This window comes from Brevibacillus sp. B_LB10_24, assembly GCF_046036945.1.
Taxonomy (GTDB): Bacteria; Bacillota; Bacilli; order Brevibacillales; family Brevibacillaceae; genus Brevibacillus_C.
Genome location: NZ_JBJQOQ010000006.1, coordinates 133321 through 149134, shown reverse-complemented (window position 1 = coordinate 149134; position 15814 = coordinate 133321). Strand labels below are relative to the sequence as shown.

Sequence of the window (15814 nt, the reverse complement as noted above, 5' to 3'; positions counted from 1 at the left end):
AAAATGGTTATAATAGACAGAAAAAAGCAGGGTGATTCCTGGAACAGGTTGTCTTACCTCCAGGCACCCTGCTTTTGGTTGTCAAACGCAACCGCAGAGAAAAAATGGAGAGAGGGAGCCGGATGGTTACCAGAGAGACGTGGCGGCAAGGGATTCGCACCGGTGTTGCCACAACCTACAAACTGGGAAAAGTTATTTTTCCCATTACTTTGCTCGTCACAATCTTGCAGCACACCCCGCTGCTCGGTTGGATTGTCCGTTTGTTTGAACCGATGATGGGGATGTTCGGACTGCCAGGAGATGCGGCGGTAGTCCTCGTGTTGGGGAATGTGCTCAATTTGTACGCGGCGATCGGCGCGATGTTTACGATGGCGCTGGAAGTAAAACAGGTCTTTATTTTATCGATCATGTTAAGTTTTTCACACAGTTTGCCGATCGAGACAGCGATCGCCAGCAAAATCGGGGTCAAAAGCTGGATTTTCATCACGGTCCGGCTCGGTCTTGCCATTGTGTCGGGACTGCTGATTCACCTGTTTTGGAATGGCGGGGGAGAGATGGCCCAGTACGGGATGGTTCCCCAGCAGGAGGCGGTGGACGGCTGGCTCAGCATTTGCCTGCTGGGAGTAAAGACGGCATGCCTGGCGATCGTTCAGTTGGCGATCATTGTCATCCCGCTGATGATGGGCATTCAACTGTTAAAGGATTTGAAAGTTTTGCCTTACCTGGCTCGCAAGCTCACCCCGTTTACGCGGCTGCTCGGCGTGTCGGAAAACACCGGTGTGACGTTTATCGCCGGCCTGACCTTTGGGATCGCCTACGGCGCGGGCGTGATCATCCAGGCGGCAAAGGAAGACAACCTGTCCAAAAAGGACTTGTATCTGACGGCGATTTTTTTGGTCGCTTGCCATGCCGTAATCGAAGATACGCTGCTGTTCGTCCCATTGGGAATCAACGTGCTGTACTTGCTGCTGTTGAGGGTGGTCGGGGCGTTTGCGATCACCGTCGCAACCGCCAGGATATGGTCGCTGATCGAAGCGAGGTCGCGGCAGGCCAAGCGGGAGCAGATGTTGTAAGCGGCAAAGGAGCCATGGGGGAGGGAAAGGTATGAGTACGAGCAATACAGCACTGATTGTGGGCGGTACGCTTCTGATCACGCTCGTTGTCCTCGTCAGCGTGATCTAAGAGAGAATATGAACCAGGTATATCCAGGGGCAGCTGTTATCGGCTGTCCCTTTCGCCGTTTTTGAGACGAATAACTTTACTATTTAGTCATTTTTGAATATTATGTGTTCATAAATGACTAGGGGGGACGAGCATGCTGCACGAACATGCAGAGCTGCTGCTGCGGCTGATCATTCAGCATACGTTTGACGAGATATTCATCACGGACCACTTGGGAAACGTGCGGGCCGTCAGCCCTTCCTGCAGTGATCTGTACGGGATCGAGGCGAAGGAGATCCTGGAGCAGAATGTGTTCGCTCTGGAAGAGGCCGGCGTGCTCCGCCCTTCGGTGACCGCGCTGGTGTTGAAGAGCAGGGACCGGGAGACCCTCGTACAGCAGACCAGGACGGGGCGGACAGTGGTCGTATCAGCTTTTCCGATCTTTGCTGAAGACGGTCAACTGCTCGGAACGTTAAGTTTTTCCCGGGACATTACGGAGCTGGAGCAGTTGAAAAAGAGAAATGATCAGGTCGCCAAAACCATCCTGCTGTTTCAGAAGGAGATCGCCGAATTAAAGAGCAAGAATGTGCAGGGGCTGTACTTGTCAAACGGCAAGATGAAAAAAGTGCTGGACCTCGTCTCAAAAGTGGCCGATCTTGACGTAACGCTGCTGCTTACGGGCGAGTCGGGCGTGGGGAAAAACCGGCTGGCCCACATGATCCACGAGATATCGGAGCGCAGAGAAGAACCGTTTATCGAAGTGAACTGCGGGGCCATCCCGGAGTCACTGATTGAATCGGAGCTGTTCGGGTATGAAGAGGGCTCCTTTACCGGTGCCAAAAAAGGCGGGAGAATGGGGTATTTCGAATCGGCCGGGCATGGCACGCTGTTCCTCGACGAGATCGCTGAACTGCCGCTAAACCTGCAGGTAAAATTTCTCTCCGTCCTGCAAAACCAAACGGTTACCCGGGTGGGCGGAAACGCCAGGATCAGGCTGCATTGCCGGATTATCTGCGCCACCAATCAAAATTTGGAGCAGTTGGTCAAAGAGCGGAGATTCAGAGAGGATCTCTACTACCGGATCAACGTAATCAAGATCGCGATTCCGCCGCTCCGGGAACGAAGGGAGGAGATCGTCTCGCTCATCTATCAGCTAACCGAGGAGTTCAATGCCAAATACAAGATGAACAAACAGTTTGCCCCGAGCTTTGTCGCCTGGATGAGTCAGCAGGAGTGGCCGGGAAACGTCAGGGAACTTCGCAATTTTATCGAAAAGGCGATGATCACCTCGAACGATCTGTTGATCGAACTGAATCAGGAACTGATCGAAGAAAAACACGTGATGCAAGAGGGGGAAGCGATCGGATTTGACCGTTACATGGAAGCGGTCGAAAAAGAGTTTATCACCCGGATGTACCATAAGTATCCGAGCAGCGTCATGCTCGCCAAGCAGCTGGGGATCAGCCAGTCGACGGCAAACCGCAAAATCAACAAGTACGTCAAAAATCGCCTAGTCAAAAATGACTAGCTCATCAGCGATTTTCGCCGGTATTCCGGATTGGCACGACGATTGCTTACTTACTGCCGTACATTCACGAAGGAGGGAACGTAATGGTTCGAAAGTATGCACCTGTCGATTCACAGCAATCACCCCGTTTTACCGGCGTCAAGACGTTTATGCGGCTTCCCCACGTCAGAACAGAGGAGGATATCGACTTTGCCGTCGTCGGCGTCCCGTTTGATACGGGCGGAAGCTTTGCCATCGGCACCCGGTTTGGACCGGAAGCTGTGCGCTCCATGTCTTCGCTGCTGCGTCCGTACAATCCGGGACTGGATATCGATATCTTCGCGTATTGCTCTGGCGTAGATTACGGGGATTTTGCCGTCAACCCCGGTTATATCGAGGAATCATACCAACTGATTGAAGAGCAGCTGGCCAAACTCCTGCAGCACAAGGTCGTACCGATTCTCATCGGGGGCGATCACTCTGTCACGCTGCCGCACCTTAGAGCGATGGCCAGACAGTACGGCAAGGTAAGTCTGGTTCACTTCGATTCCCATGGCGACACCTGGGACTCCTACTTCGGCAAAAAGTACACCCATGGCACCGTTTTCCGGCGGGCCGCAGAAGAAGAACTGGTCGACCCAAACCGCTCCATTCAGATCGGAATGAGGGGAAGTCTGTACGGTCCGAGCGATCTGAAAGACGGAGAAGCCCTGGGCTACAAGATCATCACGACAGACCAGCTCAGGCAGCTTACGCCAAAAGAGCTGCGGGAGACGATCTTGCAGCGCGTTGGCGACAATCCCGTGTTTGTCTCGTTCGACGTGGACTTTTTGGATCCGGTTTACGCTCCGGGCACAGGAACTCCGGAGGTCGGCGGTTTTACCACATTTGAGGCGCAGCAATTTGTCAGGAATCTGACCGGACTCAACATTGTCGGTTTTGACGTCGTAGAAGTTCTCCCCGACCGGGACCCGGCCCGGGTAACCAGTCTCGCCGCCGCAAATATCGCATACGAATTCATTTCACTTGTCGCGTGGGGGAAGCGGGCAAACGGCGGGCTTTGATTCCAAGTTGATATTTTGAGGGGGGAGCGAGATGGCAAGCGGGATTGATATGTTTGTAATGGTGCTGTATTTGGCCGTGTTGGCGGCGATCGGATTTGCCAGCATCCGGTCCGTCAAAAACCACCGCGATTTCTTAATCGCTGGCAGCCGGCTGGGCTACGGACTGTACGTACCCGCCATGGCGGCCGTGGTTCTGGGCGGCGCGTCCACGCTTGGCGGTTCGGGATTAGGGTACACCTATGGCATTTCCGGCATGTGGCTGGTGGTGATGATTGGCCTTGGGATCATCGGCATGGGCCTCTTGTTTTCCAAGCATCTTAGTCGGGCCAATGTCTACAGTGTCAGCGAGCTGCTGGGCAAGCGGTTTGGCGCCGGCAGCAGGGCGATCAGCGCCGTGGTCATGGCGGTTTACGATTTGATGGTCTGCGTTACCGGGATTATCGCTATGGGAATCATTTTATCTACGCTGTTTGGCTTCAACGACACGGCAGCGATCATTGTCGGCGGCTGTATCGTCCTTCTGTACACGGTTCTCGGCGGCATGTGGGCCGTCACCTTGACGGATGTGATCCAGTTTTGGGTCATGACCATCGGATTGATCTGCCTGCTCCTGCCCATCGGGCTGTACAACGTGGGCGGCATCGGCGGCTTGATGGAAAAGGTGGATCCGTCCTTTTTGAGCATCACTAATCTCGGCCCGTCGCGGATTTTTTCCTACTTCCTCCTGTACTTTTTGGGTATGATGATCGGGCAGGACATCTGGCAGCGGGCGTTTACGGCTAAAAATGAAAGCGTTTTAACGAAAGGGACGATCTATGCCGGGGTGTACTGCATCATCTACGCCGTCTCGGGCGCGCTCATCGGGATGACGGCAAGCGTGCTGATGCCGGGATTGGCCGACCCCCAGCAGGCCATTCCCCAACTAGCGATGAAGTACCTCCCCGCAGGGCTGTTCGGGCTGGTGCTGGCAGCGGTGGCTTCCGCGGTGATGTCGACCGCTTCGGGAACGATCATAGCCTCGGCTACGGTGATCGTCAACGACCTGTTTTTGCCCTATGCGAAGAGAGCCTACAGCGACAAAGAGAAACTGAACATGACCCGGCTGGTGCTGCTGGCAGCCGGAGCGGCCGCGATCCTCATCGCCGCCTGGCTGAAGAATATCGTGGTCGCTCTGGATGTGGCGTACGCCTTGCTGTCAGGCAGCGTCTTTATCCCAATTCTCGCCGCCTTTTTCTGGAAAAGGGTAACCGCCCGGGTAGCACTTCTGTCGATGACGGTCAGTTCCATTGTGGTGATCGCCGATTTGGTCATCGAGGGCTTGTCTTCGCTCAATGCCATTGTACTGGGCGTGGCTGCTTCCGGCATTACCATGCTGATTGGCACATGGCTTACCGCCCCCAATCCGGTTGATGACAAGGCATCTTTGTAGGCTGGTCAAAAAAGGGGCTGCACCGGGTCGAATGACCGCGGTACAGCCCCATTTGCCATGAACTGCTTATCTCTTCTGCTCCGTGTAGATGTAAACGGCATCCCTGAGAAATTCTGCCGTACCCGGCTGCTGTTTGTCGTAGTAGGCCTTGAAGCGTTCGTCATCTACGTACATTTGGGCCAGGCCCGCATGCGCTTCTTTGCTGTACTCCTTCCAGTAATAGGTCAGCCACTGCTTGTGCAAGTCTGCCGCCCTTTGCGCGGTTTCGCTGGCTGGATCGCCGTCTTTGAGGGCTTCCGCTAACGTGTCGAGTATCCTTTTCTCAAGCGCAGTCACTTCTTCATACTCCTCTTGGGTCATGTTCTTCAGCTTTTCATTAGACTGGTCAACGGTGTCATCGCCATATTTTTCGCGAATTTCTTTCCCGTACTTTTGCTCGTTCTCTTCGATCAACCGCTGCTTGAACCCTTCGAATTTCTCTTTATCGGTCATGGTCGCTCTCCCTTCTGTCATAGAGATGGTTTTTTCTACATTTACGATCAGCAAATCCAATTGCCTTCTTTTGTCGAGGAGTTGAGCCCGATGCTCTGCAAGGGCTTTGGCCTTGTCAAAGGAAGGGTCGGTGATGATCTTTTTGATCCGGTCCAGACTGACGCCCAGTTCTCTGTAGAACAGGATTTGCTGCAGCCGATCCACTTCCGCCTGACCGTAGATCCGGTACCCTGACGAGTTGATCCTTGCCGGCTTAAGGATGCCAATCTCATCGTAGTAGCGGAGCGTTCTGGTGCTGACTCCGGCCAATTGCCCCAGCTTCTGCACGGTGTATTCCATCTGTTCACCTCCTGACAAGAAAATCGTACTCCTTTACGCAACGTGAAGGTCAACCGCTTTTTTTAAAAAAACTATGTTGCCTAATATTGTTGACAATATACCTATAAGGACTTTAAATGCTTTTTCAAACAAAAAGTATTATTCTTTTGCCAATCGTTTTGTTAGTAATTTGTCAAATTTGTTTGGACTGATTATTTCGTGTGTAATGAATTCCCCGTTATAAAACAAACCAAAAGTGGTCCATATTGTCGGAGAATTTTGTGCTTCTTCTTTCGTTGTTATCCTAAAAGTTTTAAAAGGGACACTTTTGTTTTCTGCTATTTTTCTTAGTTCTTCTAATACACCAACAGCATATGGACACTGAACGGTGTAATAAATAGATATACCTTCATCATCTGAATAAGTCTTTACCTGTTTTTTAAATGAAGGCACAACAGCTTGTTTATTCCACTTCAATGCTGCTAATTGAAAATAAGGTTCTGCTTGGTCTACTAACTCAAACCCCATGTGTTCAAAGAAACGTTTATCACTTAAAAACGGGTACTTATTCTTACCTACAATATGTACAATCCCATCCATTCCACGATTGATTGCATCTTCTTTGCAATGTTTTAACAATTGTTTTGCATACCCGTTATTTTTATGTCTACCTGAAACCCATAAACAGTTAAAATACATATAATTTGGTGCTTCAATAGGAATCCACGCCATTTCAGCAGGCAAGTATTCTATAAATACTTTTGCTCGTTCATCTAAACGGTAAAAAACTAATCCTTCTTCCATTCGTTCTGTTAGCCATTGCTTCTTCTCATTTACTGCACTTTCATATTGTTTTGCCCCTAATGCATAGCATATGTGTTCCGTTTCGATATTACTTTTTGTAATTTGAACAAATCTCATTTCTTTCACTTCCATATGCGATAATTTTTAAGACAGCTTTCCACAATCAGGGTACTCTATGGTAAGTTCAGATTATCAGTTTGCCGGTTTTCCGGTTTTCCTCAAAAGGTATAACGAAATTGCATAATCGGAGGGCCTATATAGATATGGATTGGAATACCTGCTTCCCTTCTACGAAAGATTTTGTGTTTACGATATTGGAAAAAACCAAGGAAATTACAAAAGAAGACTTTATTGGTTTCTACATTCATGGTTCGTTGGCGATGGTGGATTTAATCCTAAAAGCAGTGATATAGATGCGATCGTTGTCACAAAAAGTCCTGTGACTGTTGATGACAAAAGGGAATTCGCACTATTTTTTTTGGAGATTTCAAGTAAACCGTTCCCTGTGGAAATCAGCTTTCTCAATGAAGAGCAATTAAAAAACTGGCAGCACCCCTGTCCCTTTGACTTTCATTATAGTGAATTTTGGAGGGAACGGTATGAAATGGATTTATGCAAAGGGGCGAATCAATACCTAAACGACGATCAACTGAAGGATCCTGATTTGGCGGCACATGTTACCGTTTTGTATCATCGGGGGATATGTGTGGAAGGAAGGCCTGTACATGACGTATTTCCTTCCGTTCCTCGCTCGGATTATATGTCGGCTATCATGGGCGATTTTGAAGAATGCTTGGAGAATATGAACCAGAATCCGGTTTATTGTACATTGAATGCAATCAGAGTGTACTGGTATCTAAAAGAAGGCATGATTTCATCCAAACGGGAAGCAGGCAACTGGGGCTTGGCATCACTGCCAAAGGAGATGCATGGGACGATTCAAAAAGCCCTAAAAGGTTATGCAGATCGTCAAGAAGCCGTGGTTTTTGAGGTAAATGAGCTATTATCCCTTAGAGATTATGTAAAAACAAAGATGCAGGAGTTATTTTGCAGCCGGAGTGAATCGTTGCCCTCCAAAAATAGTAAAACCTCACCCTGGTACGCATTGTTAAGAGGCGTGGTGAGTTGGCGTAACGGCGCACCTGTTCGACCTAAGGCCTGTGTTCCAGGGCAAGCTTGATTCCAAAAGCCACAAGAACCAATCCCGTGATTTTTTGAATGGCACGCTGCGTGGATGGTTGTTTCATCCACTTGCTAAAGTAATCAATTAAATACACATACAGGATGAGCCAAATGACCGTCAAAAGGGTATACGTCATGCCCATGATCAGAAATGGCAGAAGGGGGTCGCTTCCCAGCTTCAAAAACTGCGGAAGAAATGTAAGGAAAAAGACGGCCACCTTCGGATTGAGGAGGTCGGTAAGAAAGCCTTGGCGAAAGGTGGAGGCGGTCTGGTATTTCGAATAGACAAGCCGATCATGTTCCGTCGAAACGGCTTTTTCCTTCCGCAGGGACCGAAGCGAAGTCACGCCAAGGTAAATGAGATATACAGCCCCCAGATACTTAAAAATCGAGAACACGACCGCTGATTTCACGATCATCGCCGAAAGCCCGAAAACAGCCGCTAACGTATGAATCGTCAGTCCGGAAGAAATGCCGAGAATCGTTTTGATCCCGCCGGCCCTTCCGTGGGAGATCGTGTTTTGGGTGACCAATCCGGTGTCCGGACCAGGCAAAATGATGAGTAAAATGGACATCAGGACAAATAGGTATACATTTTGCATACATCCCACTCCCGGCATGCTATCTTTATTTTCACAATACAATGGCGTGCATAGACAGTCAACGGAAACCATTCTCTGTAGGACAATTCAGCAAAAGCAACGTTAATGAACGGTCGTTGACCGATGATGACTAGGTTCGTAACATTATATTAGGTTACCATATTCCAATAATTCGGAGTGAAAAGGCATGAATAAAAAACGATCGTCATTGTTGGAACAGGTGGACACTCCCTCACTGTTGCTTGATCTGGACATCATGGAAAAAAATCTGCAGCAGATCGCTTCATTTGCTAACGAGCAGCAGATTCACTGGCGTCCCCATATCAAAACGCATAAATGCGTAGAGATCGCCAAAAGACAAATCGCCCTTGGCGCCGTAGGTGTCACCGTGGCGAAGGTATCGGAGGCGGAGGTGATGGCCAGGGGTGGGATTGCGGACATCCTGATCGCCTACCCCCTGTTTTCCCCGATCAAGCTGAAAAAAGCAGTCGCGCTGCTGCCGCTGGCCAAAGTGACGGTAGCCGTCGACCATCCTCAGCAAGCGGAGTGGATTCAACAGTATTTGGCAGAATCTTCTGTGGTTCTCGACGTCTGGATCAAGATTGATTCCGGCTTGCGGCGCTGCGGGGTAGAGCCTGGCCGGGAGACCGTAGATTTGGCAAAGGCTGTCTCGAAGCACCCTAACCTGCGGTTGACGGGCCTGTTTACCCATGCCGGCCACTCTTATGCCGCTGATTCCATCGCGAAGATCGAGGAGATCGGCCGGCTGGAAGGGCAGGCAGTAGCGGAGAGTGCGGCCTGGTGCGAGAGGGAAGGATTGGAGATCAAGCACCGCAGCGCAGGTTCCACGCCGACGTTTCGCTTTTGCGGTAAAGTGCCGGGGATCACGGAGATAAGGCCGGGCAATGCTGTCTTTTTCGATGCGGTCCAGGTCGGACTTGGCATAGCGACGTTTGAGCAGTGTGCCTTAAGCGTCCTTGGCAGCGTGGTCAGCATGCACGGAAACGACAGACTGGTCCTCGACACCGGCAGCAAGTCTCTCTCACTGGAGCAGGGGGCTCACGGCAATGCGACTGTTAAAGGCTTTGGGCACATCGTAGGGCATCCTGAGCTGTTCCTGTCCAGATTATCTGAGGAGCACGGGATGACGGCGATCAACTCGGCCACGGAACTGGCTCTCGGAGACCGGGTGCAGATCATCCCCAATCACGCCTGCACGGTTGCCAACTTGTTTGACAGCTATGTGCTGCACCGCGAGGGAACAGTCGTAGGCGAATGGAAGGTCGACGCCAGAGGAAGAGTTCAGTAACATCCTTGCATGAAAAAGGGCTTTCCTACAAGTCTGATGCAGACTTGCAGGAAAGCCCCGATAACTGACGTGTAACCCGGAACAACCGCGATTACGCTTCATCTACAAAAAGCGAAACCTTTTCAAACCCGGCATCGGAAATGCGGATCAATCCCGTATCAGAGATATGCAGGGTCGGGATGACGACCAGTGCCAGCAGCGAGAGCGTCATAAAGGCGTAGTTCATCGTGCAGCCCGCTTTCACCAAGGCCTGGCTGATCTCCTGTGATTGGTTGACGACCGTCTCATAAGGCTCTGTCGACATCAGGCCGGCGAGGCGCAGCGGCAGTTTCACCAGATCGCTGTCCTGGGCAGCAACGGCGATGCCGCCCTGCATCTCAATGACCGAATTGGCCGCTTTGGCCATGAGCACATCATCATTGCCGATGACAAGCAGGTTGTGGCTGTCGTGGGCAACGGTCATGGCGATGGCCGCTGGTTGATGGAACCCGACGTTGCCGACGATGCCGATAGCCGAGCCGCCTGTTTTCCCGTGTCGCTCGAACAGGGCCATCTTGCACAGAGTGCTTTCCGGCGTTACTTGCAGCTTGCCTTCCCGGACAGCTACATCGATGAATGTTTCTTCCGTCTCTACGTGGTTTTCCCTCACTTCAGCTACGCGCGTCTTGATCGTGCCCGACTGAATCGGCGTCTTGATCTCGAAGTCGGAAGGGGCAAGTGTCTTCGCAATCTTCACGGAGTTGACAGCGTAATCGGGGTAGGGGAAAGGAGCCAGATCAATCGTCATCTTGCCGTTCTTCGCTACCACATCGCCGCGGGCAATCGTCATCACGACGTTTACATCGGCCAGGTTGCCGTCCAGCAAGATGATGTCGGCGATCGTTCCCGGTGTCACGGAACCTACGTCTCTTGCGACGCCGAACCGCTCGGCGGTGTTGATCGTCGCCATCTGGAAGGCGGTCACAGGCTTGACTCCCTGTGAAATCGCGTGTCTGACGATAAAATTCATGTGCCCTTCCTCTTTCAAGGAATCGCAGATCCGGTCATCGGACACAAGCAGCATCCGGCGTGAATCAAGGCCCTGCTCGGTATGCGCTTTGATGGTGGCGGCAACGTCGTGCCAGGCCGAACCGCGGCGCATTTTGGCATACATCCCCAGCCTTACGCGGGCTGCGACATCTTCCGCTGTGACGCATTCGTGGTCGCCGGATACCCCTGCAGCAGCATAGGCGGCCAGTCTCGGATCACCCACAGGCCAGGTGTAGTGGCCGTCGACGACTCTACCCGCTCGCAGCGTCGCTTGAATCTCTCCAATCATTTTCGGATCGCCGTATACCACCCCGGGGAAGTTCATCACCTCTCCCAATGCGATCATATCAGGTCCCCAAGTCAGCGCCTCGGCTACCTCTGCCGGCCCGAATTCCGCCCCTGAGGTTTCAAACATGGAATTGGTTGACGGAACGCAGGAAGCTACTTGCATGTAGGCGGCCATCGGTGTTTGTCTGGCTTCGTCCAGCATAATCCGCAGGCCGGGCAGTCCGAGAACGTTGGATATCTCATGGGCATCGAAAAAGCCGCCTGTCGTTCCGAGCGGAAGCACCGCATTGGCAAATTGCGTAACCGATAGCATGCTGCTTTCAATATGGCAGTGTCCGTCCAACAGGCCGGGTGCGATGTACTTGCCTTCGGCGTCTATGACTTGCGTTGTCTCCCCGATCATTTCTGGGGCATCAGGACCGACATAAGCGATGCGGGTGCCGACTACAGCTACGGAGGTATGGGGCAGAATTTCGCCAGATACCACATTTACCAGGGTGCCATTGCGGATATAGAGGGTAGCTTTTTTCTCTCCTCTTGCAAAAGCTACCAGATCAGGAATACAATCCGCCAGTTGAGGTCGTGCAAATGTGGCTGCCGCTTGAGTCATTTCATGATTCCACCTTTGAAAATAAATTTACGTTCTATGTTACACAAATGATAGAGAAGAAACTAGTTCTCTTTTTGCAAAAACCGTCAAAAAAACGGGGCGCCTTTGGCCCCGGTCTCAGATTTATGCGGTTTCGACAGGCGCCTTTTCAAGTAATGGGAAGTGGCATGACACCAGGTGCCCGTCAGCGTGAGACTGCAGAACAGGAGGTTTGCTGCGGCAGATCTCCTGGGCATGCGGGCAGCGGGTGTGAAAATGGCATCCGGCAGGCGGATTGGCTGGATTGGGCAAATCTCCCTGCAGGATGATCCGCTCTTTTCGCTTCGTCGGATCAGGTACGGGAACAGCGTTGAGCAGGGCCCGGGTGTACGGGTGCAGCGGACTTGCAAAGAGAGAGTCGCGATCGGCCAGCTCTACGATCTTGCCCAGGTACATGACGGCGATGCGGTCGCTGATATGTTTGACGGCCGGCAGTCCGTGGGCGATGAAGATGTAGGTGAGCTGAAGCTCTTTTTGCAGCTTCTTTAATAGATTGAGAATTTGCGATTGGATCGACACATCCAATGCAGAGACCGGCTCGTCGCAGATGATCAGTTTAGGATTAAGGGCAAGCGCCCGGGCAATGCCGATCCGCTGCCTTTGGCCGCCGGAAAATTCGTGGGGGTGGCGATGCAGGTGGTGCTCGCCTAGACCGACGAGGTGAAGCAGCTCCGCGACTCTTTGCGTCAGCTCCGCCCCCTTGTGCAGGCCGTGCACTTTCAACGGCTCCGCTATGATGTCCGCCACTCTCATGCGGGGATTGAGCGAAGAGTAGGGGTCCTGAAAGATGATTTGCAGATCGCGGCGGGCCCTGCGCACCTCTTCCTTCGATAGGGCTGACAAATTTCGTCCTTCAAACCAGATTTCCCCTTCTGTCGGCTCCAACAGCTGCATGATGAGCTGGCCTGCTGTTGATTTGCCGCAGCCCGATTCCCCGACGATGCCTAGCGTCTCGCCGCGGTATACGGCAAAATCCAGCCCGTCGACCGCTCGTACGTAGCCGACCTGGCGGGAGAAAGGCCCCTGCTTGTACGGAAAGTACTTTTTTAACCCTTTGACTTCAAGGAGAGGCTGAGCTGACTCTCTGGTTGGTTCCATAGCGTATTCCTCCCTCCTCAGCATAGAAACAGCGGGCCAAGTGGCCGGAACCCACTTTGGTCAATTGCGGCTTTTGCTTTGTGCACTCTTCGCCGGCCAGCGGGCAGCGGGGGTGAAACGAGCAGCCGGCGGGCATATCGAGCGGATTTGGCACCGTCCCGGAGATGGAGTCCAGCTCCTCGCGCTGTTCGTCCAGCTTGGGCAGCGATCCGAGCAGCCCCCTCGTGTAGGGGTGCTTTGGCCGGGCAAACAGTTCAAAAACATCAGCTTCTTCCACGATCTCGCCAGCGTACATCACCGCTACCCGGTCGGCCATCTCCGCGACGACGCCCAGGTCGTGGGTGATTAGGATCACGCCGGTGTCCCGTTCCTTGTTCAACTGCTTCATCAATTCCAGAATCTGCGCCTGGATCGTTACATCCAGGGCCGTGGTTGGTTCGTCGGCGATGAGCAGAGCGGGGTGGCAGGCGAGGGCCATGGCGATCATCACCCGCTGCCGCATGCCTCCGGACAGTTGATGGGGAAAGCTGTCGACGATTTTTTCCGGCCGCGGGATTCCGACCCGCTCCAGCATTTCCACGCTTCGCTCTCTTGCTTGCTGCTTGCTCAGACTCTGGTGCTGCCGGAATACTTCGCCGATCTGGTTGCCGATCGTAAAGACCGGATTGAGCGACGTCATCGGCTCCTGAAAAATCATCGAGATCTTGTTGCCTCTCAGCTTGCGCATCGATCTTTTTCCAAGAGTTACCAGATTTTGCCCCTCAAACAGGATCTCGCCGCGGGCGATTTCACCCGGCGGGGAGACCAGTCCCATGATCGACAGGGAGGTGACGCTCTTGCCGCAGCCGGACTCCCCGACGATTGCGAGCGTCTCTCCCCGGGATACGGAAAAGGACACGCCATTGACCGATGGGACAACCCCTTCTTCTGTCTTAAAATGGGTATGCAGGTTTTTTACCTCGAGCAGTTTTGCTTCCACTTGTCCCACCTCGCTACTTTGCCTTTTGCTTCATGCGCGGATCCAGCACGTCGCGCAGCCAGTCGCCGAGGAAAATGATCCCCAGGACGGTCAGGGTAATCGCCAAGCCCGGAAATGTGGCAATCCACCAGCTGGTCGCGACGTAATCCCTGCCATCGCTGAGCATTCCGCCCCACGATACGGTAGGCGGCTGAATCCCCAGGCCGAGGAAGCTCAGCGATGCCTCCAGGATGATCGTGGTCGCCACGCTCAAGGTCGAGATGACGATAAACGAGGAGGCGACATTGGGCAGGATGTGCGTGAAGATAATCCGGGCATCGCGGGCTCCTACCGAGCGGGCCGCGCGGACGAAATCGCGCTCCTTGATGCTTAAGACTTCCCCGCGGACGATGCGGGCGTAGTTGGTCCAATTGGTGATGCCCAGCACCAGGATCAGGGTGACCAGACCGGGACCCAGTACAGACAGTATGACGAGGGTAAACAAAATATTGGGGATTGCCAAAAAGGCATCGACGATTCGCATGATCACCATGTCGATCCAGCCGCCGAAGTAGCCTGAGACCAGTCCCAACAGCACGCCGATCAGCCCGGCGATGATCACGGAACAGATGCCGACCAATAGCGATACTTGAGAGCCGTAGATGATTCGGCTGAGGATATCGCGGCCCAAATTGTCAGTCCCGAGCGGAAAGTCGGCTTTTCCCCCTTCCAGCCACATGGGCGGCTTCAAACGCAGGGCCACATTCTGCTTGGCCGGATCCTGCGGGGCGAGCTGACCGGCGAAGAGGGCCATGAAGGTGAAGATCACGATGATCAACATGCCGAGCGTACCTGTTTTGCTCTTCAGCAAGGAACGGATCCCGCGGCGCAGCTTGCCGGCCCGTCTGTTCGTCTGCTGCATGGGGACGGAAGCGGCAGGCGTTTCCAATGATGCAGACATAGGGGTTCACCTCCGGATTATTCTTCTGTTGAAAAGATACGCATCTAGTTGTACTTGATCCGCGGATCGAGGAAGCGGTAGAGCAGATCGGCCAACAGATTGCTGATGATGACCAGCAGGGCGATGACGAAGACAGCAGCCTGGACGATGGCCATGTCGCGGGTATTTACCGCTTGAATGATCAGCTGCCCCATGCCGGGCCAGGAGAAGATCGTTTCGGTGATCAGCGTGCCGCCGATCAAAACGGAGGTCTGCAGGGCCATGATCGTGACGACGGGGATGAGCGAGTTGCGAAAAGCGTGCTTGTAGATGACCAGCATCTCCACCAGTCCCTTGCTACGGGCAGTGCGAATGTAGTCTTGTCCCAATATCTCCAGCAGGCTGGAGCGGATTAAACGGGTCATCTCGGCGGCAATGCCGGTGCCGAGAGTGATGGCCGGCAGGATCAGGTGCTTGAAGGAACCGTGGCCAGACACAGGCAGGGTTTTCCATTTTACGGCAAACAGCAGAATCAGCATAATCCCTAGCCAGAAACTGGGCATCGCTTTTCCCAAAACGGCACCGCCGGTGACAAACACGTCCAGCACGGAGTTGCGCTTGGTTGCCGACCAAATGCCCAGAGGGATGGAGATGACGGTCGCGACGAGCATTGCGGCGATGGCTAATTCAAAGCTGGCAGGCAGCCGCTCCAAGACGATCGGCAGTGCGGGCTGATTGTAGCGAAACGACGTGCCGAAATCTCCCTGCAGGAGATTGCCCATAAACTTGAAGTACTGGATGTACATCGGCTGGTCCAAGCCAAGTGCTTTGGTAAGAATTTCGCGGTCCTCGTCTGTTGCCGTGTCGGAGAGCATCAACGATACCGGATCGCCTGTCACATGTACCAGGAAGAAGACGATCAGGGTGATCAGAAACATGACCGGGATAAACTGCAGGAGCGCTTTGACGATATACTGCCTCACG

Annotated in this window: 14 protein-coding genes; 6 read left to right on the top strand and 8 right to left on the bottom strand. The window is 52.9% G+C overall.

The window, feature by feature from the left end; translation table 11 throughout:
• Positions 1-122: 122 nt before the first annotated feature.
• The 4 genes from ACI7RC_RS08345 to ACI7RC_RS08330 all read left to right on the top strand — a co-directional run bounded on the left by ACI7RC_RS08345 (position 123) and on the right by ACI7RC_RS08330 (position 5161).
• Positions 123-1073 carry a nucleoside recognition domain-containing protein gene (locus tag ACI7RC_RS08345; RefSeq protein ID WP_408107779.1) on the top strand — a complete coding sequence of 317 codons (951 nt, stop codon included), beginning with the start codon at positions 123-125 and terminating at the stop codon, positions 1071-1073.
• A 242-nt stretch (positions 1074-1315) separates the two neighbouring features.
• Positions 1316-2689, top strand: a complete 1374-nt coding sequence (locus ACI7RC_RS08340) for a sigma-54 interaction domain-containing protein (protein WP_408107778.1) — start codon at positions 1316-1318, stop codon at positions 2687-2689.
• Between the two features lie 83 nt (positions 2690-2772).
• Positions 2773-3732, top strand: coding sequence for an agmatinase (speB, locus tag ACI7RC_RS08335; RefSeq protein ID WP_408107777.1), 960 nt, complete (start codon positions 2773-2775; stop codon positions 3730-3732).
• Positions 3733-3763: 31 nt separating this feature from the next.
• Complete coding sequence (locus tag ACI7RC_RS08330) at positions 3764-5161, top strand: sodium:solute symporter family transporter (protein WP_408107776.1); 1398 nt, start codon at positions 3764-3766, stop codon at positions 5159-5161.
• A 66-nt stretch (positions 5162-5227) separates the two neighbouring features.
• On the opposite strand, the gene ACI7RC_RS08325 is transcribed toward ACI7RC_RS08330, so the two are convergent.
• Together ACI7RC_RS08325 and ACI7RC_RS08320 are read right to left on the bottom strand one after the other, a co-directional pair.
• Entirely contained in the window at positions 5228-5992 is a 765-nt protein-coding gene (locus ACI7RC_RS08325; RefSeq protein ID WP_408107775.1) for a MerR family transcriptional regulator, read from the bottom strand.
• Between the two features lie 138 nt (positions 5993-6130).
• Complete coding sequence (locus tag ACI7RC_RS08320; RefSeq protein ID WP_408107774.1) at positions 6131-6892, bottom strand: GNAT family N-acetyltransferase; 762 nt, start codon at positions 6890-6892, stop codon at positions 6131-6133.
• A gap of 151 nt (positions 6893-7043) precedes the next feature.
• Here ACI7RC_RS08320 and ACI7RC_RS08315 point away from each other — a divergent pair, with 151 nt between their 5' ends.
• Complete coding sequence (locus ACI7RC_RS08315; protein ID WP_408107773.1) at positions 7044-7955, top strand: aminoglycoside adenylyltransferase domain-containing protein; 912 nt, start codon at positions 7044-7046, stop codon at positions 7953-7955.
• Here ACI7RC_RS08315 and ACI7RC_RS08310 read toward each other — a convergent pair.
• A complete protein-coding gene (locus ACI7RC_RS08310) occupies positions 7927-8559 on the bottom strand; it encodes a LysE family translocator (protein WP_408107772.1) in 633 nt (210 codons plus the stop codon). The two genes, ACI7RC_RS08315 and ACI7RC_RS08310, sit on opposite strands and share 29 nt — an antisense overlap.
• 187 nt (positions 8560-8746) lie before the next feature.
• Here ACI7RC_RS08310 and ACI7RC_RS08305 point away from each other — a divergent pair, with 187 nt between their 5' ends.
• Complete coding sequence (locus ACI7RC_RS08305) at positions 8747-9868, top strand: alanine racemase (protein ID WP_408107771.1); 1122 nt, start codon at positions 8747-8749, stop codon at positions 9866-9868.
• Positions 9869-9959: 91 nt separating this feature from the next.
• Here ACI7RC_RS08305 and ACI7RC_RS08300 read toward each other — a convergent pair whose 3' ends face one another.
• The 5 genes from ACI7RC_RS08300 to ACI7RC_RS08280 all read right to left on the bottom strand — a co-directional run bounded on the left by ACI7RC_RS08300 (position 9960) and on the right by ACI7RC_RS08280 (position 15813).
• Positions 9960-11795, bottom strand: coding sequence for an adenine deaminase (locus tag ACI7RC_RS08300; protein WP_408107770.1), 1836 nt, complete (start codon positions 11793-11795; stop codon positions 9960-9962).
• A gap of 123 nt (positions 11796-11918) precedes the next feature.
• Complete coding sequence (locus tag ACI7RC_RS08295) at positions 11919-12932, bottom strand: ABC transporter ATP-binding protein (protein ID WP_408107769.1); 1014 nt, start codon at positions 12930-12932, stop codon at positions 11919-11921.
• Entirely contained in the window at positions 12895-13911 is a 1017-nt protein-coding gene (locus ACI7RC_RS08290; RefSeq protein ID WP_408107768.1) for an ABC transporter ATP-binding protein, read from the bottom strand. Before ACI7RC_RS08290 ends, ACI7RC_RS08295 begins: the two co-directional genes overlap by 38 nt.
• A 13-nt stretch (positions 13912-13924) precedes the next feature.
• A complete protein-coding gene (locus ACI7RC_RS08285) occupies positions 13925-14851 on the bottom strand; it encodes an ABC transporter permease (RefSeq protein WP_408107767.1) in 927 nt (308 codons plus the stop codon).
• A 44-nt stretch (positions 14852-14895) separates the two neighbouring features.
• Positions 14896-15813, bottom strand: coding sequence for an ABC transporter permease (locus tag ACI7RC_RS08280; RefSeq protein ID WP_408107766.1), 918 nt, complete (start codon positions 15811-15813; stop codon positions 14896-14898).
• Position 15814: the final 1 nt, after the last annotated feature.